Annotated in this window: 22 protein-coding genes and 1 other RNA gene; 20 read left to right on the top strand and 3 right to left on the bottom strand. The window is 27.1% G+C overall.

The window, feature by feature from the left end:
• The 9 genes from BUA77_RS13870 to rnpB form a co-directional block, all read left to right on the top strand.
• The coding region (locus BUA77_RS13870) for a hypothetical protein (RefSeq protein WP_072889386.1) at positions 1 to 213 on the top strand (213 nt) is incomplete at its 5' end.
• 45 nt (positions 214 to 258) lie between these two features.
• Positions 259 to 1677 (top strand): GlmL-related ornithine degradation protein, encoded by a 1419-nt coding sequence (locus BUA77_RS09045; protein ID WP_084605673.1) that lies wholly within the window; start codon positions 259 to 261, stop codon positions 1675 to 1677.
• Positions 1662 to 2756: an ornithine racemase Orr gene (gene orr, locus BUA77_RS09050; protein WP_072889388.1), complete on the top strand. Its 1095-nt coding sequence runs from the start codon at positions 1662 to 1664 to the stop codon at positions 2754 to 2756. The genes BUA77_RS09045 and orr overlap by 16 nt, the downstream gene beginning before the upstream one ends.
• Before the next feature lie 127 nt (positions 2757 to 2883).
• Positions 2884 to 3381 (top strand): GNAT family N-acetyltransferase, encoded by a 498-nt coding sequence (locus BUA77_RS09055; protein WP_072889390.1) that lies wholly within the window; start codon positions 2884 to 2886, stop codon positions 3379 to 3381.
• 22 nt (positions 3382 to 3403) lie between these two features.
• On the top strand, positions 3404 to 5065 hold the full coding sequence (locus BUA77_RS09060) for a sensor histidine kinase (RefSeq protein WP_072889392.1): 1662 nt from the start codon (positions 3404 to 3406) through the stop codon (positions 5063 to 5065).
• A gap of 11 nt (positions 5066 to 5076) precedes the next feature.
• Positions 5077 to 5787, top strand: coding sequence for a LytR/AlgR family response regulator transcription factor (locus BUA77_RS09065; protein WP_072889394.1), 711 nt, complete (start codon positions 5077 to 5079; stop codon positions 5785 to 5787).
• Positions 5788 to 5896: 109 nt separating this feature from the next.
• Positions 5897 to 7309 (top strand): carbon starvation CstA family protein, encoded by a 1413-nt coding sequence (locus BUA77_RS09070; RefSeq protein ID WP_072889395.1) that lies wholly within the window; start codon positions 5897 to 5899, stop codon positions 7307 to 7309.
• Positions 7310 to 7794: 485 nt separating this feature from the next.
• Entirely contained in the window at positions 7795 to 9069 is a 1275-nt protein-coding gene (eam, locus tag BUA77_RS09075; RefSeq protein WP_072889397.1) for a glutamate 2,3-aminomutase, read from the top strand.
• 69 nt (positions 9070 to 9138) lie between these two features.
• Positions 9139 to 9488: RNase P RNA component class A (rnpB, locus tag BUA77_RS09080), an RNA gene on the top strand.
• Positions 9489 to 9682: 194 nt separating this feature from the next.
• Here the strand turns inward: rnpB and BUA77_RS14410 are convergent.
• Genes BUA77_RS14410 through BUA77_RS14420 form a run of 3 tightly spaced genes read right to left on the bottom strand, consistent with a single transcriptional unit; the run spans position 9683 to position 10949 of the window.
• Positions 9683 to 10420: an ISL3 family transposase gene (locus BUA77_RS14410; protein ID WP_242939107.1), complete on the bottom strand. Its 738-nt coding sequence runs from the start codon at positions 10418 to 10420 to the stop codon at positions 9683 to 9685.
• A 21-nt stretch (positions 10421 to 10441) separates the two neighbouring features.
• Positions 10442 to 10792, bottom strand: a complete 351-nt coding sequence (locus BUA77_RS14415) for a transposase family protein (RefSeq protein WP_242939108.1) — start codon at positions 10790 to 10792, stop codon at positions 10442 to 10444.
• Positions 10773 to 10949: a hypothetical protein gene (locus tag BUA77_RS14420; protein ID WP_242939109.1), complete on the bottom strand. Its 177-nt coding sequence runs from the start codon at positions 10947 to 10949 to the stop codon at positions 10773 to 10775. Before BUA77_RS14420 ends, BUA77_RS14415 begins: the two co-directional genes overlap by 20 nt.
• Before the next feature lie 180 nt (positions 10950 to 11129).
• On the opposite strand from BUA77_RS14420, the gene BUA77_RS09090 reads away from it, so the two are divergent.
• The 11 genes from BUA77_RS09090 to BUA77_RS09140 form a co-directional block, all read left to right on the top strand.
• A complete protein-coding gene (locus BUA77_RS09090; RefSeq protein WP_072889399.1) occupies positions 11130 to 11453 on the top strand; it encodes a hypothetical protein in 324 nt (107 codons plus the stop codon).
• Between the two features lie 111 nt (positions 11454 to 11564).
• A complete protein-coding gene (locus BUA77_RS09095) occupies positions 11565 to 12311 on the top strand; it encodes a hypothetical protein (RefSeq protein WP_072889401.1) in 747 nt (248 codons plus the stop codon).
• A 72-nt stretch (positions 12312 to 12383) separates the two neighbouring features.
• Positions 12384 to 12917, top strand: coding sequence for a hypothetical protein (locus BUA77_RS09100; RefSeq protein WP_072889403.1), 534 nt, complete (start codon positions 12384 to 12386; stop codon positions 12915 to 12917).
• 78 nt (positions 12918 to 12995) lie between these two features.
• Complete coding sequence (locus tag BUA77_RS09105; protein ID WP_072889405.1) at positions 12996 to 13640, top strand: hypothetical protein; 645 nt, start codon at positions 12996 to 12998, stop codon at positions 13638 to 13640.
• A 73-nt stretch (positions 13641 to 13713) separates the two neighbouring features.
• Positions 13714 to 13959, top strand: a complete 246-nt coding sequence (locus BUA77_RS09110) for a hypothetical protein (RefSeq protein WP_072889407.1) — start codon at positions 13714 to 13716, stop codon at positions 13957 to 13959.
• A gap of 722 nt (positions 13960 to 14681) precedes the next feature.
• The gene (locus tag BUA77_RS09115) at positions 14682 to 15416 is read left to right on the top strand and encodes a DUF429 domain-containing protein (RefSeq protein WP_072889409.1); all 735 of its coding nucleotides are present in this window, start codon (positions 14682 to 14684) and stop codon (positions 15414 to 15416) included.
• Positions 15417 to 15456: 40 nt separating this feature from the next.
• Complete coding sequence (locus BUA77_RS09120) at positions 15457 to 16572, top strand: DUF7669 domain-containing protein (RefSeq protein WP_072889412.1); 1116 nt, start codon at positions 15457 to 15459, stop codon at positions 16570 to 16572.
• Between the two features lie 174 nt (positions 16573 to 16746).
• A complete protein-coding gene (locus BUA77_RS09125; RefSeq protein WP_072889415.1) occupies positions 16747 to 17079 on the top strand; it encodes a helix-turn-helix domain-containing protein in 333 nt (110 codons plus the stop codon).
• Positions 17080 to 17091: 12 nt separating this feature from the next.
• On the top strand, positions 17092 to 17967 hold the full coding sequence (locus BUA77_RS09130) for an ImmA/IrrE family metallo-endopeptidase (RefSeq protein WP_072889417.1): 876 nt from the start codon (positions 17092 to 17094) through the stop codon (positions 17965 to 17967).
• A complete protein-coding gene (locus tag BUA77_RS09135; RefSeq protein ID WP_143151338.1) occupies positions 17951 to 18817 on the top strand; it encodes a hypothetical protein in 867 nt (288 codons plus the stop codon). Before BUA77_RS09130 ends, BUA77_RS09135 begins: the two co-directional genes overlap by 17 nt.
• A 123-nt stretch (positions 18818 to 18940) precedes the next feature.
• Positions 18941 to 19165 (top strand): hypothetical protein (locus BUA77_RS09140; RefSeq protein ID WP_330390072.1); only part of this gene is annotated, 225 nt, incomplete at its 3' end.

A 19165-nucleotide genomic window follows, 5' to 3' on the forward strand; every position in this document is an offset into this window, starting at 1 on the left:
CCCTTTGGGATAGAAACAGACGAGAAGACTTACAGATATCAATGTTTGGAGTGTAGATTTGAAGAAGATGTACCTAGGTTTATTATTGATGAATTTATTGAAGATGACTTTTTTGCTTCTGGTTGTGATATTGAGAATTTTGAAGTAAAAATGCCTATACTTATATGTCCAAAATGTAATGGTGAATTAGTTTCAAAAAATACAGATGAGTAGCTCTGCTACTCATCTGAGAGTATCACGAAGTGATATTTTGTTCTAATGAATATTAGTAATTTGAAAGAAGGGATAACCTTGAAAATAGATGTTTTAGTAGCTGAAATTGGAAGTACAACTACTGTTGTAAATGCTTTTAATGATATAAATACATCTAATCCTAAATTCATAGGACAAGGGCAAGCACCAACATCAGTTCTTGAAGGAGATGTAAGGATAGGTCTAAATGGATCAATAGATAATTTGGCTAAAAATTTAGGTGAAGATAAAGTTGAATATGAAGAAATGCTTGCAACTTCAAGTGCTGCAGGTGGGCTTAAAATGACAGTTCACGGCCTTGTATATGATATGACTGCTAGAGCAGCAAAAGAGGCAGCTCTTGGAGCAGGAGCTATTATTCATAAAGTAACAGCAGGAAGATTAAGAAGAACAGATATTAAAGCTATTAAACAAATAAGACCAAATATAATACTGATAGCAGGTGGAGTAGATTACGGAGAAAGAGATACAGCACTTTTTAATGCAGAACTTATTGCAAATATGAATCTTAATATTCCTATCATTTATGCTGGGAATGTAGAAAATCAAGAAGAAATAAAGCTAATATTTGAGGATATTAATAGCAAATTATATATAGTGGATAATGTATATCCCAAAATAGATATGTTAAATGTAGAGCCTACAAGAAAAGTAATACAGGATGCTTTTGAAGATCATATAATACATGCACCTGGAATGGAACATGTAAGAGATATTGTGAATGGACCTATTATTCCAACTCCAGGATCAGTAATGGAATGTACAAAATTATTATATGAAGAATTAGGTGACTTAATAGTACTTGATGTAGGGGGAGCAACTACTGATCTTCATTCTGTTACAGTTGGAAGTGAAAAAATAAATAGAATACTTATAAGTCCTGAACCTTTATCTAAAAGAACTGTAGAAGGAGACTTGGGAGTATATGTAAATATGAAAAATATTGTTGATTTAATAGGGAAAGATAATTTAGCGAAAGAACTTGCCATGGATATAGACTATTTAATGGAAAATCATCTTCCTATTCCAAAAACAAATGATCAAATAAAATTCGTTGAAAGGCTTACCAAGGAAGCAGTATTGAAAGCTATTGAAAGACATGCAGGAAGAATAAGAAGTTTATATGGAGCTGGTGGTAAAACATCAATAGCAGAAGGTAAAGATCTTACGGAAGTTAAATACATAATAGGTACTGGAGGCGCATTAACTAGGCTTCCAAATAGAATAGATATTATGAAATCAATAGCAAAATCAAATACAACTCAAACATTATTATTTCCAACAGAAGAAGCAAAAATACTTATTGATAATGATTATATTATGGCATCGCTTGGAGTATTATCAAAAAAATATCCACAGGTAGCACTTATGCTTATGAAAAAAAGTTTAGGCATACAGGAGGGATATACATGTATCCAAGGTTAGAAGTAAGTTTAAATAAATTAAAACATAATGCTAATATACTATCTAAGAAATGTAAGGAAAAGGGAATAGAGACTGCTGTTGTTACTAAAGTATATTGTGCATTTCCAGAGGTTGTAAAACCTTTAGAAGATAGTGGAATAAAGTATATAGCTGATTCTAGAATTAAAAATTTAAAAAAATTACAAGATGTAAATATACCAAAAATATTAATTAGAATACCAATGCTTACAGAAGTATCTGAAGTAGTAAAGTATGCTGATATAAGTTTAAATTCAGAATTTGAAGTAGTAAAAAAATTAGATGAAGAATCTAAAAAGCTAAATAAAAAGCACAAAGTGGCTTTAATGGTAGATTTGGGAGATTTAAGAGAAGGATATTTTAAAGAAGAAGAATTACTTGAAGTTGTAGAAAAGGTTTTAAAGCTAGAAAATATAGAACTTATAGGGCTTGGAACTAATCTGACTTGCTATGGAGCTGTAATACCTTCTAAGGAAAATTTAAGTAAATTATGTTCTTTGGCTGAGAAAATAGAAGATAAATTCAATATAAACTTAAGTTTTGTATCAGGAGGAAATTCTAGTTCGCTTCATTTATTAGATAAAGATGAAATGCCAAAAGGAATTACTAATTTAAGATTAGGGGAAGCTATAGCACTTGGTAGAGAAACTGCTTATGGAGAAGTTATAAAAGGAACATATCAAGATACATTTAAATTAGTATGTGAAATAGTAGAATTAAAGGAAAAACCATCTATACCAATAGGTGAAATTGGAGTAGATGCTTTTGGAAATAAACCATACTATGAAGATAGAGGAATAAGAAAAAGAGCAATAGTAGGGATAGGAAAGCAGGATATAAATGTAGATGGGATAATACCAATAGATACAAAAATTGATATTTTAGGAGCAAGTTCAGATCATCTAATATTAGATGTTACTGATAGTGACAAAGAATATAAAGTAGGAGATAAAATAGAGTTTAATCTTGAGTATGGAGGATTAATGGCTTGTACTACAAGTGAATATGTTGCTAAAGTATTTAAATATGAAGATGAAAAAGAATTAGCTCATAATGTATAAATTTATGATAGTCAACCTAAATATAGGTTGGCTATTTTGTTTTTGACCATAAATTGTTATAATTCAAATATGTAGAAAATATATAGTAAAAAGGAATGATTAATAATGAATATGAGGGGGATATAAAATGATATTTGAAACTTTAAATACCTATGTAGATTTTGTTGAAGATATAGATTTTAAAGATATATTAGATATATACAATTCAAATAAAGAGTTTTTAAAAGCTCATATGGATAAAGAAAAAGTTGATATTAAATGGTTAGAATTTGAAATTAATGAAATGAAAAAAATAGGGTTTTATTCATGTAAAATTAAAGATAAAAATACTTTGGAAACTGTAGGCTTATTGGATTTTGGAATGAAAGAAGAATGTTATTTATCACTTCTTATGATACATAATGAATATAAAAATAAAGGATATGGAAAAGAAGTTTATAAAGGATTGGAAGAATATTTAAATGATAAAGTAAGTTCTATAAGAATAGATGTTGTAACAGATTATAACAAAGATGTACTTAAATTTTGGAAATTAAATGGGTTTGAAGTAAAAGATGAAATTAAACTTAATTGGGCGGGAAAAGATTTACCAGCTGTACTAATGAAGAAGTATTTAATATTATAACTATTAAATTGGAGATGATAGTGTGATATATCTTTTAAAAAATTTAATAAATAATTCAGGGTATGTTATTTTGATTGCTTTTTTGATTTCTAAAATAAAAAGTTTTAAAAAGATAGTACAAAAAGATGAATTTCAACTTAGAGATTTAATAATACTGTCTTTAATATTTGGAGCTTTTGGAATTTTAGGAACATATATAGGTACTGATGTTAGAGGAGCTATAGCAAACACTAGAATAATAGGTGTTATGGCAGGGGGGATACTTTGTGGTCCATTAGTAGGTATACTTTCTGGAATAATAGCTGGACTTCATAGATATTTAATTGATATAGGTGGAATAACATCTCTTCCTTGTCTTATAAGTACAATAACAGGTGGGTATATTTCGGGTATAATATATAAAAGAGCATCTAAGAAAAATAAATGGATATATGGAATCTTAGGTGGAATATTAGTTGAAAATTTAACAATGATATTAATACTTTTAATATCAAAACCATTTGAATTAGCTATTTTAATAGTCAAGGATATATACATACCAATGACTTTAGTAAATGGAATAGGAATAGGTATAGTAATTTTAATTACTGAAAGTATTTTTGAAGAAAAGGAAGAAATAGCAGGAAGACAAGCTAAGCTTGCTCTTGAAATAGCTAATAAAACTCTTCCTTATTTTAGAGATGTAAATAATGATTCTTTAAAAAAAGTTTGTGAAGTTATCAAAGATTCAGTAGGATCAGATGCTGTATCTATAACAGATAGAAACTATATACTAGCTCATGTTGGACTTGGAGAAGATCATCATGTAGAAGGAGAAAGGGTTTTAACTGAATCTACAGAAAAAGTAATAAGTAGTGGTGATATTTTGATTTTAAAATCTTCAAAAGATATAAATTGTCCTAATCCTAAGTGTCCTTTAAAATCTGCAATAATCGCACCTTTAAAAGATAGAGAGGGCATAGTAGGTGCTTTAAAAATTTATTATGGAAAAGAAGATTCAGTAACATTTAGAGATGAAACTTTGGCAATAGGTCTTTCTCATATAATATCTACTCAACTTGAAATAGGAAAATTAGAGAGGATAAGAGAAATGGCTAATAAAGCTGAAATAAAAGCTCTTCAAGCTCAAATAAATCCTCATTTTTTATTTAACGCATTAAATACAATAGTATCATTTGTTAGGATAAATCCCAATAAAGCAAGAGAACTTATTATAAATCTTTCGACTTACTTAAGACATAATCTAGAAATTGGGGAGGAATTTATAGATATAAATAAAGAGCTCGATCAAGTCAAAGCTTATATTGAAATAGAAAAAGCTAGATTTGGAGATAAATTAAACGTTATTTACGATATACAAGAAGATATAAATATAAAAATACCTAATTTGATAATACAACCTTTAGTAGAAAATTCAATAAAGCATGGTATATTAAAAGGAGAAGGAAAAGGAACTGTAAAAATAAAAATAATAAAGATAGAAAATAATAAAGTGAAAATATCTATAGAAGATGATGGAATAGGTATAAGTCAGGATATAATAAGAAATATTTATAAGGGAAATATTCGTGAAAATAAAATAGGGCTTTCTAATGTTCATAATAGACTTAAGCTTATATATGGAAAAGGCGTTAATATAGAAAGATTAGACAAGGGAACTAAAATTAGCTTTATAGTGAGTTAGGAGTGTTAAAGATGAATTGTATAATAGTAGATGATGAATCTCCTTCTAGAGAAGAACTCAAATATTTTATAAATAGTTTTAGTAGTATAAATATATTGAATGAATTTGATAATGGAGTAGACGTTTTAAAATATATAGAAGAAAATAATGTAGATATTATATTCTTAGATATAAATATGCCTAATTTAGATGGTGTATCTCTTGGGAAAATAATAAGTAAATTTGAAAACAAACCTAAAATAGTTTTTATAACAGCATATAAAGAGCATGCTATAGAAGCTTTTGAAATAGAAGCTTTTGACTATATTTTAAAACCATATTCAGAAGATAGAATAGTAACTACATTAAAAAAACTTGAAAAACTTGAGTTTAATGATGAGAAAAAGTGTAGATGTGATAGAATAACACTGTGGAAAGGTGAGAAAATGATAGTAATAAATATAGAAGATATTTATTACTGCATGGCAAATGAAAGAGAAACTCTGGTTTATACTAAGGAAGAAGAATATATTGTAAATATGAGTATTTCTGAATTTTTCAATAAGCTTCCAAAAGAGAATTTTTTTAGAAGTCATAGGTCGTATATTTTAAATATGAATAAAATAAAAGAAATAATACCTTGGTTCAATAACACTTATAATATAAAACTTGAAGATTTAGATATTGAAATTCCTGTAAGCAGAAAAAATATAAAAGAATTTAAGCACATAATGGGTATATAAATGCACTTTATGTGCTTTTTTTTGCATTTCATGTTAAACATATTTTTTTGTCAAAGTTATAAATTATAATTAAATTAAGATAAAAATTATAAATGAAGGAGGCAACTCTATGATAACGTTTTTTTCAGCAATAATAATTTTAATATTAGGATATTTTATATATGGTAAATTTGTTGAAAATGTATTTGGTATTGATGATTCTAAGGTAACACCAGCAGTTGAAATGGAAGATGGTGTTGACTATATACCAATGAGTTGGCCAAGAATTTTCTTGATTCAATTTCTGAATATTGCAGGACTTGGCCCTATATTTGGAGCAATAGCAGGAGCTTTATGGGGACCAGTGGCATTTTTATGGATTGTATTTGGATGTATATTTGCAGGAGCAACACATGACTTTTTATCAGGATATTTATCAATGAAGCACAAAGGTACTAGTGCATCAGAAATAGTAGGTATTTACTTAGGAGATGCAGTAAAGAAAATAATGAGAGTATTTACTGTAGTATTACTAATATTAGTTGGGGTTGTGTTTGTTACAGGACCAGCAGGATTATTATCTAATTTAACTAGTATGAATAAAAGTTTATGGGTTGTTATAATTATAGCTTATTATATATTAGCAACTATATTACCAGTAGATAAGCTAATAGGTAAAATATATCCTTTATTTGGAGCATCATTACTTATAATGGCAGTAGGGATAGCTGGAGGATTAGTTGCAAAAGGATATAATATTCCAGAAATTACTTTAACTAATTTACATCCAAAAGGAATTTCTATATTCCCATTTTTATTTATAACGATTGCATGTGGTGCTATATCAGGATTCCATGCAACTCAATCACCACTTATGGCAAGATGTGTTAGAAAAGAAAGTGAAGCTAGAAGAATATTCTATGGATCAATGATTGCAGAAGGTATAATTGCACTTATATGGGCAGCTGCTGCTATGAGTTTCTTTGGTGGAACAGAAGGATTAGCTGTAGAGCTTGCTAAAGGTGGACCAGCAGTAGTAGTTAATAGTATATCGAGTTCATTACTTGGAAAAGTAGGAGGATTCTTAGCTCTTCTTGGAGTTGTTGCGTGTCCTATAACATCAGGAGATACTGCCTTTAGAAGTGCAAGACTTACAATTGCAGATTCTATAAATTATAAGCAAGATACTTTAATTAAGAGATTCTCTATAGCGATTCCTTTGTTTGCAGTAGGTATAGCTCTTACGTTTATGGACTTTGGTATAATCTGGAGGTATTTCTCTTGGGCTAATCAAACATTAGCTATGATGGTTCTTTGGGCAGGTGCAAGTTATTTGGCTAAAGAAGGAAAATTACACTGGATAGCAACTATACCAGCTACATTTATGACAGTAGTTACAACAGCTTATATATTACAAGCAAAGGAAGGTCTTAAATTAGCTTCTAGTATTTCAAATATAGCAGGAATAGTATTTGGTATAGCTATGTTAGGATTATTCTTATCTAGAGTGAATAAAAATAATAAAAATAAAATAACTACTTAGTAAATTTAATAGTATGAAAGTCTATGCTAGATTTAGCATAGACTTTTTGTGTATCAAATTTCATATCATTTACAAGATTAAATCTATTATCTTGTTTTTTAGAGAACTAAATATTAGGTCTTCATTCCATGAAGAGCTAGATAAAAATAGGGTAATTTTAAAATACCAATATTATTTAAATAATATTGGTATTTTCCTTTTACAAATTTATTAAAAAATAGTTATTTACTTTAAAAAATATGTGTGATATAATTTAATTGGATGTTTTTATGGTTTTTCCTTTCTGTTTTTAAAATCTTAATCATTCGTTAAAAACACATTCTTAACTGAATTCAATATTAACAATTATAAATATTTAATAATAATATAATTAGCAAATATTTGAATACGTCATTTTGACTGCTCAAAAGATGTAAATAGTTTTGCTTTTAAATATTAACTGAAGATTCTGAAAAAACATACAAAATTTAATAGGGAGGTAGTATATGGAAAACAAGAAAAAGCAGATTTCTTTAAAAAGAGCAGAGGAATTAAAAAGTAGAATTGAAGATTATATTCAGATTAGAAAGCAAATACCTAAAGGGTTAGAAAAAAAATCAGAATTAGAGGAAAGAAAAAAGAAAATTTTAAGTATATTAGGTGGAACTGAAGAAGATTGGAAGGATTATAAATGGCAGCTAAAAAATAGAATTAGTGATGTAGAGACTTTATCTAAAATAATAAATTTAAGTGAAAGAGAAATAGAGCAAATTAAAGAGGTAGGAGAAAAGTTTAGATGGGCTGTATCGCCTTATTATGTAAGCTTAATAGATCCAAATGATAAGTTTGATCCAGTAAAGCTTATGTCTATTCCTGAGTATGTAGAACTAAAAGATTCGGTAGATGATTTAGATCCTATGGGGGAAGAGTATACTAATCCAGCTGGTAGTATAACTAGAAGATATCCTGATAGACTTATAATAAATGTTACGAATGAATGTGCTATGTATTGTAGACATTGTCAAAGAAGGAGAAATATAGGACAATGTGATGAGGCAAAACCTAGAGCAGTTATTCAAGAGTCTATAGATTATGTAAGAGATAATGAAGAAATAAGAGATGTTTTGATAACAGGTGGAGACCCATTAACTTTACCAGATGATTATTTAGAATGGATTATAAGTGAGTTGAGAAAAATTCCTCATGTTGACTACATTAGAATAGGCAGTAGAACGCTAGTTACAATGCCTCAGAGAATAACAGATAAACTTTGTAATATGCTTAAGAAATATCATCCTATATTTATAAATACTCATTTTAATCATCCTATGGAGATTACAGAAGAATCAAAAGAAGCTTGTGAAAGACTTGCAAATGCAGGTATACCATTAGGAAATCAAGCTGTTCTTTTAAATGGTATAAATAATGATAAATTTGTTATGAGATGTTTAAATCATGAGCTTTTAAAATGTAGAGTAAGACCTTATTATATTTTCCATGCTAAACATGTTAAAGGAACTACTCATTTTAATACTTCTATTGATGATGGAATTGAAATTATGGAGTATTTAAGAGGCTATACATCAGGGCTTGCTATTCCAACGTATATAGTTAATGCTCCTAAAGGAAAAGGAAAAACTCCTATACTTCCACAATATTTAATTTCAAGAGGAAAAGATTTTGTGATGATAAGGACTTGGGAAGGTGAAGTTATAAAATATGAAAATCATCCTTCTGTAGATATTAAAAAACTTATAGATGATGAAAGTTGTTCTAAGTAAAATATTTATACTTTGACAAGACGAATATTTTATGATATTATAAAGTTTGTTATTGATATAACTAAATAACGAGTAAGTCGGATAGTCGCGGATACCTTTTTAGGTAGACGAGGAAAGTCCGAGCTCCGTAGAGCAGGGTGCTGGATAATACCCAGTGGAGGTGACTCCAAGGAAAGTGCAACAGAGATATACCGCCACAATTTATTTGTGGTAAGGGTGGAAAGGTGAGGTAAGAGCTCACCAGCAACTAGGCGACTAGTTGGCTATGTAAACCCCACCTGGAGCAAGACCAAGTAGGGACACAAAAAGGGGGTTGCTCGTTCCCGTCCCGTTGGTAGGTCGCTTGAGCCTACTGGTAACAGTAGGCCTAGATAGATGACTATCTAATACAGAACTCGGCTTATAGACTTACTCGTTATAATGACGCAAACACTCACTGTAAAGTGGGTGTTTTTTTCTGTTCTGTACTATTTCATTCCAAAAGTTTATTCAAAAATAATATATTTTTTACCATCATACCAAAAAATTTTACTAACGTAAATATGGGCTCTTTGTCAAATAGTGTTGGTAAAGAGAATCACAAAGTTAAAAGCCGTTTAAAACCGAATAGGTTTTAGACGGCTTTTAACTTTAGTAAATCTTGACTTATAAGTATTCTATTCTTGAAATGAAAAAAGCTTTTGTAGCCAAATGCAATCCTTTTTATTACCTTAATTTTATTATTAATTCCTTCTATTAATCCATTTGTATAATCACATGTAAATGTATTTTTTATATAGTCTTTATACTTTTTAATAGATTTAATAGATGTTTTCATGTAATCAGACATATCTGAATGATTATTGTTAAGAATGTTCTCAAGTAACTGATAATTTTTTGTTTTAACAGCATGTAAAATATTTTGATAAAGGTTGTATGAAGCTTTTAGTTCAGAATTTTGGTCTAGTAAGTAATTAATAATATCTATTTCTCGCATATTCTTTTTAAAACTACGATGAAAACTCATTTTAACATAATCTACTTTAGAGGTATCTTTCAAGAGCAATTTCCAATATTTTTTATATTTATAATAATTCTTATCATCAGAGTTCATAAGTTTTATACGAGTTTTATTAAAAGCTCTATGAAAAAGCTGAATTATATGGAATCTATCTATTACAATTTTAGATTTTGGAAATAGCTTTTTAACAAGTGTCATATATGGTGAATACATATCCATAACAATTCTTTTAACAGAATAACGAGCTTTTTTTGAGTATCTTAAGAAATATTTTTCAAGAAAATGTAATTTTCTATTTTCAACAATATCTAAAATAGTCCCTTTATCAGCATCACAAAATATAAAAGACATAGCACCAGCTGCTGACTTAACTTATTTAAATTCATCAAAACATAGATTTTTAGGCAAGTAATTAAAATTTGGTTTATAATCGTAAAAAGCTTGATCAATAATTCTACTAACAGTTACATGAGAGACATTGTATCTAAAAGCAATGTCTTTTTCTGAAATTTTTTTCTTTGTAGTAAGAGCAATAGCAATTTTAGTATTATTAGAAATAAAGCAATGCTTATTAACAATAGGTGTATGTAAAATAAAAGTAGAGTTACAATGTTTACAGTAAAATCTCTGCTTTTTTAACTTTAAAAAAGTGTTAAATTCAGATACTTTAGGAAGTTTAATCATTGAAGTTTTAAATCCATATTTAATAATATGTTTGTCCATAGTATGTCCACCATGCATTAGGCATATAGGTTAATGTAGCATAAAAAACTTTAGATTTAACGTTATTAATAATTTCTTCAGAGTAATAATTATCATTAAAAGTTATATTAGGGTCTTTTAAATTAAGCAAATTTCGTATAAAATTATTATGAGACATGAGAAATCACTCCTTTTATGATTTTTTTGTGGTGATTAAATTATAACTAAGTGATTCTCTCTTGTCTCGTTTTTTTATACAAAAAATTAGTGTTAGTTTTCACCAACACTAAATATTATAGACCTTTTAAAATTATCTAGTCATTTATTATGGCTAAGATTGGCGTGTTGGTTTTTATTTTTGGAAGGAGGTGATACTATAGCAAAATTATATGGTTCAAAGAAGACCGGCCAGATAATTGCAGCAGCAGATTTAAGAGGATTATCTGAAAAATTAAGAAAAATACAAGGATTTGTCAAGATAATTGATAATTATAAAGGATATTTCTACACTATATGGGTTAGGTTTAATGAAGAAAAAGGTGAATATGAATTTACCAAAACTAGTAAAACAAATGCTAAAATTGAAAAATTATTAGAAGATGAAGGGTATAGAAAGATAAAAGAACCTTTTACAAATGATATTAATACAAAAGATTATCTTGGAGAAGAGAATTTAAATTAGAAGTTTTTGAAGTTTTATAAGGAAATAAAAATACAAAACAAAATAATGCAATAAAGAACAAAACAAACCTCCCTTTATAAAACTATTTTAAGAAGAGGAGGGATTTAAATAATGAAGTTTGATAAATTTACTACAGGTAAAGAATATAATATTGAATTTAAAGGTTTATTTGGAATTAATGAATACTTAGAACTTGGTTGGGGTTATGTAATGCCTCGTCTTCCAAAAGACTTATATTTTTGTATAAAAAAACATTTGGGAAATAAGGAAACTTGTTTTCCGTCTGAAGATTATTTAATGTTTTTATCTGGAATAAAGAAAAAAGAAGATCTTGAAGCAAGTATCCAGTTTCTTCAGTTATTAGGATTTATTTTTTGTAAACATGGTAATTATAAAAGGAACATAACAAATATTTACTGTATTAATAGATTATATACGTTGAAAATACTTGAAAATAAAGGATTTATACAAGAAATACTAAATATATTGAAGAAAAGAAACTTCAATAGGAAGAGCAGAAAAGATAAGGAGATGTATGCTAAGTCTTTTGAGTATATAGAAGAATATATTGAAAATATTGACAAAACAAGTAAACTAACATTTGAATCAACAGCAGGTCGTTGGGATTTTATAGATAATAAAAGGATATTAAATACTCGTAATGCATTACTTCAGAAGATATATAGCATTATAAAACTTACTGTTTATGAAGATTACGATTATTATAATTCTCTTTGGGATAATAATAATTTTTTAGATTCTTATTCCTTCAGAGGAAATCAAAAAACTTCTGAGGAATACAATAACCCTCAGAAGGAAGAAGAAACCTTTGGAGAGCAAAGAAATTCTTTAGGGTGAGCAAATAATATCAATAATAATATCAATGAAAATATTAATTATAATATAAATAATATAGAAGATAAGGAATTATTGGGTAATGAAATTTTACAAATTCAAAATCAAAACATCTTAAAATCTAAATTAGTTAATTGTATAAAAACTGAAGTTTTAAAACTAGGAGTTTTAGAAAATGAGTTATCTATTTTTGAAAGAGAAGCAAATTGTAAAGAGGTTGAATCTTTAAAGAAAAGTTTAAAATGCTATAGAATTTTGAATAAAGTTAATTTTAAGCTTGATATACCGGGTGGGGGATATGTTTATTCAATACTCAAAGATCCTTCTTTAAGTAAGGCAAAAAATAAGGCGATTTACTGTTTTATAAAAATGTATAAGGTAAAATTTGAAGACATTCTAAATGAAATAGCTTCTTGGAGTGTTGATATATCTACAGCACTAGAATTAGAAGATAAAGTTAAAGATGATCCTATAAAAGTTAAGCAATGTGAAGAATATATTGAAGATATAGAATATATATATGAGGTTTTTGAGAATAAGATAATGGATTTAAGCCTTTATCAGAAAGGGAAGGAGATTTACAATAGATTTAAAGAAATTTGTGGATAATGCTTTCTTTAGAAAAATAAGAGTTTTTAATAGATATTACTGTAATTTTAAATAGGGATTAAGGAAAGGAGTTGTTTTATGAGTTATATGGATTTAATAGAAGAAATGGAGAAGAAACTAGGAATTAGAATATATAAAAATATTGGTATAGCAGAGATAGATATTAATGGTTTTACTAAGCAGATAGAAATTAACTATGAAATATGGGGTTATTTTTTGCAAGAAATTAAGAATTATTTTAAAAGTATTGTTAAAGATGTTATTTCTATAAATAAAGAAGAGGAACTAGAACAAGAAGAACTAACACAACAGCAATATATGAATATGTTGAGACAAAAAGAGCCTATTAGATATAACTTTGAAATTTTAAGGAATAATTATAGAAGTGGAAGGTTATATAACGTTCAGTACAAAGAAATGTTAGAAGAATATAAATATATATTTCCTCAGGATTATTTAAAAGAAATGGAACTAGTAAATATAAGAATACAAGAACAAAATGAGATAGAGAATACTGAAAAAATAAGAATATTAAAAGAAATGTATGAAGAAAAAACTTTAAATGAAGAAACTTATAAAAAATACTTGAAGCAAATAGGTACTATAAAGGCTATACAGCATTATCATGACATTGAAATAATGAAAGAAATTGAAGCAAGATCAAGAAAAATAAACCTTTCTGAATATCAGATAGAATTCATAGAATTTTTAGACAATATTTAAATTAAGGCCCTGACAAATTTACCATTGAGCGTTATAATCAGTTAACATAACTATTATGAAGGAAGGTGGATATTTGAGAGGAAGGTCAAAAAAAGAAGCATTAGTGTTTTTAGGTTTTTTTATTGGTTACAGTATGTTATTTGTTTGTATAATCAGGGTATCATTTTTCTATGGCTTAAAAGATATTATGAAATTAGAGCCATTTTCAAATTATTTAACTACAGCAATATTTTTTATTATGAGTGGTGGTTTTGCTTTTGGAGAAGCAGAATTTACAACAGATTTTCTGTTTGACAAAGTTGAGTTAAAAAGAGAATAATGGGGGAGAAGAGATGGACTCAAAATTTGAGAGTAAGTGACTTAGTGTAGTTGCTTACTTTTTTATTTGCAATAAATCCATTATTAAATTGTGAACAGATTGTTTAGTTAATAATTGCTGATAATAGATATTAACTATTATTAATGGTTACTAAATAGTAAATCCATTATTAAACTTCAATAATTACTAATAATATATATTGAATTTTATTTAATGAAGTTTCAATTTCAGTGTATATTATTTTTTTCGCAAAAATTATTTTTTTCGTACGAAAAAAATGCTATATATAGATGATAGAACAGAAAAAATTTGAAAAAAATCATATTCAGTGAAAAAAATAAATAATCAGTGACATTTAATTCAAATCCCTGTAAATAGTCTTAAATCGCCTGAAATGAAGGTAAATAAGAACTAAATAAATTTGAAAAATCTTAAAGATATTTTTGCTAAAAAACAAGGAGATGGGAATTAAATATATAAGTATATAAACGAAGGAAGCACAATCATTTGAAAAAGTACTAAGATAGAAAATTTCATTAGTTAAATCTCCTAACAAAAGAAAATAAAAAACACATGAAAGGAAGGTTAATCTTTGTATAGGTCAGCAATTTTGCTGGCCTATATTAATTTTAAGCAAAATAATTTGGAATATATTAGTAGTATGTTATATAATTATTATATGCTGTTATGGGATTAATAGATTTTCTAAGTGGAGGAATTAAATGAACATAAAAGTAGTAGGAATAGATTGTGCAACTGATCCAAAGAAAGTAGGATTATCACTAGGAATGTATATTGATGGAGAAATAAATCTTTTGCGAGCCAGATTAGGCACAAAAGAAAGTTCATTGGCAAAAACTATATATGATTGGATTGATAAAGAAGAAAAGGTATTGTTAGCAATAGATGCACCTTTAGGATGGCCTGTAAATTTAGGTAAACATCTTGAAAATCATAATGCTGGTGAAAGCATAGATGTTGATTCAAATAGTTTATTTAGAAGAGAGACAGATAAATTTATAAAAAGAAAAATAGGAAAACAATCACTAGATGTTGGAGCAGATAGAATTGCAAGGACTGCACATGCAGCATTGAAAATTTTGCATGAATTAAGAAGGCTTACAGGAGAGAATATTTCTCTAGCGTGGTCAAATAAGACAAATACAAGGATTTCAGCAATAGAGGTGTATCCTGCTGCTACATTAGAGTGTTATAATATTGTTAGTAGTGGATATAAAGATAAAAATAAGATTTTGATTAGAAAGAAAATAATAAATGAATTAGGAAAACATTTGAATTTTACTGATAGTATAGCACTATTAGAAGAAAATGCTGATATTTTGGATAGTACAATCTGTTTATTAGCAGCAAAAGATTTTATAGAGGGTAATGTTTATTATCCTGAAGATATTGAAGTTGCTAAAAAAGAAAGTTGGATTTGGGTTAAGAATATATAAGTGAATAAATTAAGGCTAATAAGTTATGGGGGATATTGGGATGATAAGTAAAATAATAATGAAATATTATTCACTATTAAATGAAGAAAAGCACCAACGATATAAGTCGTGGGAACATTGCTATAAGTTCTTTAGAAAACATAAAGAATTTTTAACAGAAGAACAGAAAGATCATGCTGCTTTACATTTAGCATTCTATTTGGCTAGTTGGGGAATGTATAGAGGTTCCAGTTTTTTATTACAAAAAGATTATAAAGTTCATAAGTATGCAATAGATGTACTGCTTGATTCTAAATATGATCTTTTATGGGATATGGATTTAAGTAACTATAAATTACATAATAAATATAGTGAATTACTTTTTAAGTTGAAATCAGAATTAACTAATTCATATAGAAAAAATATAAAATACATAAATGGAGAAGAAAAAGATATAAATATCACAGATACTTTATCAACAAAAATATTATTAGGAACAATAGGATGTATTCCTGCTTATGACAGATATTTTGTTGAAGGATTAAAATTTCATGGTTTTAAATATAGAAAATTTAACCAGAATTCTTTTAAAGAATTAATTGATTTTTATAATTTATTTAAAGATGAATTTAATAGATTAAAAATAAAAACTGAGAGTGATGGATTAGAATATCCAGAAATGAAGTTAATTTATATGTATTTTTGGCAGGTAGGATATCTGTTAGATGAGTCTAATAAAATATCATCTAATGATTTAGAAATTATTAAAAATAATAGTTTGGAATTTAAGAATGAATTAAATAAAAAGAATACACCTATAATCAATGAAAAAGATGTTATAAAAAATAAATCTTATAAAATACCTGTTTGGAAAATGGTTAAGGAAGCAGTAGAACATATGGATGGTGAATTTACAAAGCAAGAAATAAAGGATTATATATTTGAAACATATGGTGAAGTTAATGAAGGTACTATAGACTGTCAAATACTTATTGCTTCAGTTAATAGAAATTCAAGAGTAAATTGGTATGTTAATAAAAAAGAAAGAATTTCCAATGGTAAGTATGATTTTATTTATGATAGAGAAGATGGATATTTAGAAAAATATTATCCTGATAGACATGGAATGTGGGAAATAAAAAGAATTGATGGTAAGTATTGTGTTAAGAAGTGTTAAAAGTGGAAATAATAACAATAGTTATTAAAATTAATATAATTTAAAAATAAGCCAGTATACCCACTGGCTTTAAATATCAACTGTAATTTCTATTTTAGAAATATTAATAAAATTTTTTTAGTTTTGTTGCTAAAATAGAAATAATAACATATACTATTAGTAGGAGGGATGATTATGAAAACCATTGGTGAAAGAATAAAAGAATTAAGAGAAGCAAAAGGGTTAAACTCTAAAGAAATTGCAAATATTCTTGATATAAATACATCTACCTATAGTAAATTAGAAAATAATAAAAAATCTATTGGTGTATTAGAACTTAGAAAAATAACAGAGTATTTTTCAGTAAGTGCAGATTATATACTAGGAACTAACAAGCCTGAAGCAGATATGGTTATGTATATGAAGAGAGAAAAAAATATGTCTGAAGAAGATATTGAAGAAGTTCAAATGATTTTATCAATGATGGATGAAGCCATAACATTATTCAATATGAAAAAGCGAATATAGTAGGTGAAACTTATGTTAAAAAGAGAAGAGATAGACAAAATTGAAAAAAAAGCACTTCAGCATAGAAAAATGAATGACTTAGGCATTGAATCTCCGATAGGAAATAAAATATTTGATATTATAGAGAATCAATATGATTCTTTTCTTTTATTATATCCTTTAAAATCTGAAAATATTGCTGGATTTACAAGAAAACAAGGAGAGTTTATTCAGGTTTTTATAAATACTAGTTTTGATAAAGGATTTCAAAATTTTGCTTGTGCTCATGAATTATATCATCTTATTCAATTTCAAGAAAAAGAAATTGATAGTTTTATAGTATGTAGCAATAAAGATATTTCAGAAACTTTAGATGAAGAGAATATGCATCAGGAGGAATTGAAAGCCAATTATTTTGCTGCTACTTTTTTGTTGCCTAAAGAGATTGTAGTAGAGAGATTTAAAAAAATAGAAGAATTATATTATTCTGAAGAAGATTTTATTTTAGAAATAATTAAATTACAGTATCAATATGAAGTTCCTTTTAAAACTATATTAAAGAGACTTAAGGAGTTAGAAATAATTAATGAAATACAATATGGAAAATTAAAAATATATGAAGATAATATTATAGAGTATTGTAAAATGATGGATGAATTCGTTTATAATAATATCAAAACCTTGGAATCTCCTGATGCAAGAAAATATCATACATTAAATGTACCAAAGACTGCAGCAGATGTTTATAAAAATAACATCATATCTTTTAGCAAGTTGGAGAGTATAATTAATAAATATGATAAGAAAATCACAGATTTTAATATAAATAAGCCTCAAATTAAGCCTATTAATATTGATTTCTCTAGTTTTGGAATTGGAGATGATGATGATTATGATGAAGAGAATTAAATCTCCAGTTCTTTTTGATGCTAATATACTTATGAATTTTAAAGGACAGTTAGAATTTTTATTTAGTTTATTTGACAATGTATTAATTCATAAACAGGTGATGGAAGAAGTTTTAGAGGAAACGATTAAAAATGAAATAGATTTAATTATAAAAGAGAATGAGGCTGTGAAAATTGTAGAAGACAGTATAATAAGAGGAAATGTAGAAAAAAGGCTCTTTGAAGAATGTGATAAGGAATTAAAAGATACTTTTAATATTAAAGATTCTAAAGATTTAGGAGAATATAAGACCTTATTATATGCAAAGTTTAATGGGATAAAATTATTATCTTCCCAAGATACAACGGTTTGGAGATTTATAACAGAATCTACATATTTTAATGATGTTGATTGTATTACTATTCAAGATTTGGCTTATTTAATTTATTTAAATGCTGATAAAAAGAAAGATAGAAGATTGGGGAAAAGTTTATACAATTACTTCGGAAGAAAAGAACACTCATTTGATAGTTTTAAAAGATATATGGAGAGAAATAATAATGAAATTCCTAAATATATTGAATTTGAAAATGCTAGAATAGAAAATTACAATCAATTAGTTGAAGGATATGCTGAGTTTTATAGTAAAGAGGGATTTGGTAGTAAGGAAGAAATAGAAAGAGAAATAGTAAATGCTGCAAGAAATAATCTAGATACATGTATAAATTGCTTATATTCAAGGATAGATGAAAGAAATGTTGATTACAATAATAGGATTTGTAGCCTAAAGTGTAATTTATCTGATGATAAATGCTTGGAAGTAAGAGAAGATTTTTCAGAGAATATAAGGAAAAGAACAGTAGAATATTAGTTGAATTTTAATAATAGCAAATGTGCAACATAGCCATCAAGCTAAGAAAAAAGTATCCCCTATTCGTCAAAAAAATAGTAAAATGATGCTACTTACAAATTATCTAGAGAGGAGTAGCATCTTATGATAAAAGAAAATTTACTGGAAAAAAACATGAAACACATAGTTCAAGAAATATTGAAAGTCATTTCAAAAGAAGAAATAGAGCAAATTGCAAGAGACGTAGGTTTTATCAAAAGAGAAGGAAAAATCAAAGCTTGGCAATTCCTTTATTTATGTGCATTTTCTGAACTTGATATATCAAAGAATACACTTGTAACAATGAGTGCTAATTTAAGTTCAACATTA

Source organism: Tepidibacter formicigenes DSM 15518, from assembly GCF_900142235.1.
GTDB lineage: Bacteria > Bacillota > Clostridia > Peptostreptococcales > Peptostreptococcaceae > Tepidibacter > Tepidibacter formicigenes.

Excerpts from the sequence above, each read along its gene's own strand:
- BUA77_RS09045 (WP_084605673.1), top strand. The coding sequence starts at position 259 with ATGAATATTAGTAATTTGAAAGAAGGGATAACCTTGAAAATAGATGTT.
- orr (WP_072889388.1), top strand. The coding sequence starts at position 1,662 with ATGTATCCAAGGTTAGAAGTAAGTTTAAATAAATTAAAACATAATGCT.
- BUA77_RS09055 (WP_072889390.1), top strand. The coding sequence starts at position 2,884 with ATGATATTTGAAACTTTAAATACCTATGTAGATTTTGTTGAAGATATA.
- BUA77_RS09065 (WP_072889394.1), top strand. The coding sequence starts at position 5,077 with ATGAATTGTATAATAGTAGATGATGAATCTCCTTCTAGAGAAGAACTC.
- BUA77_RS09070 (WP_072889395.1), top strand. The coding sequence starts at position 5,897 with ATGATAACGTTTTTTTCAGCAATAATAATTTTAATATTAGGATATTTT.
- eam (WP_072889397.1), top strand. The coding sequence starts at position 7,795 with ATGGAAAACAAGAAAAAGCAGATTTCTTTAAAAAGAGCAGAGGAATTA.
- BUA77_RS14410 (WP_242939107.1), bottom strand. The coding sequence starts at position 10,420 with ATGTCTTTTATATTTTGTGATGCTGATAAAGGGACTATTTTAGATATT.
- BUA77_RS14415 (WP_242939108.1), bottom strand. The coding sequence starts at position 10,792 with ATGGACAAACATATTATTAAATATGGATTTAAAACTTCAATGATTAAA.
- BUA77_RS14420 (WP_242939109.1), bottom strand. The coding sequence starts at position 10,949 with ATGTCTCATAATAATTTTATACGAAATTTGCTTAATTTAAAAGACCCT.
- BUA77_RS09095 (WP_072889401.1), top strand. The coding sequence starts at position 11,565 with ATGAAGTTTGATAAATTTACTACAGGTAAAGAATATAATATTGAATTT.
- BUA77_RS09105 (WP_072889405.1), top strand. The coding sequence starts at position 12,996 with ATGAGTTATATGGATTTAATAGAAGAAATGGAGAAGAAACTAGGAATT.
- BUA77_RS09115 (WP_072889409.1), top strand. The coding sequence starts at position 14,682 with ATGAACATAAAAGTAGTAGGAATAGATTGTGCAACTGATCCAAAGAAA.
- BUA77_RS09120 (WP_072889412.1), top strand. The coding sequence starts at position 15,457 with ATGATAAGTAAAATAATAATGAAATATTATTCACTATTAAATGAAGAA.
- BUA77_RS09125 (WP_072889415.1), top strand. The coding sequence starts at position 16,747 with ATGAAAACCATTGGTGAAAGAATAAAAGAATTAAGAGAAGCAAAAGGG.
- BUA77_RS09130 (WP_072889417.1), top strand. The coding sequence starts at position 17,092 with ATGTTAAAAAGAGAAGAGATAGACAAAATTGAAAAAAAAGCACTTCAG.
- BUA77_RS09135 (WP_143151338.1), top strand. The coding sequence starts at position 17,951 with ATGATGAAGAGAATTAAATCTCCAGTTCTTTTTGATGCTAATATACTT.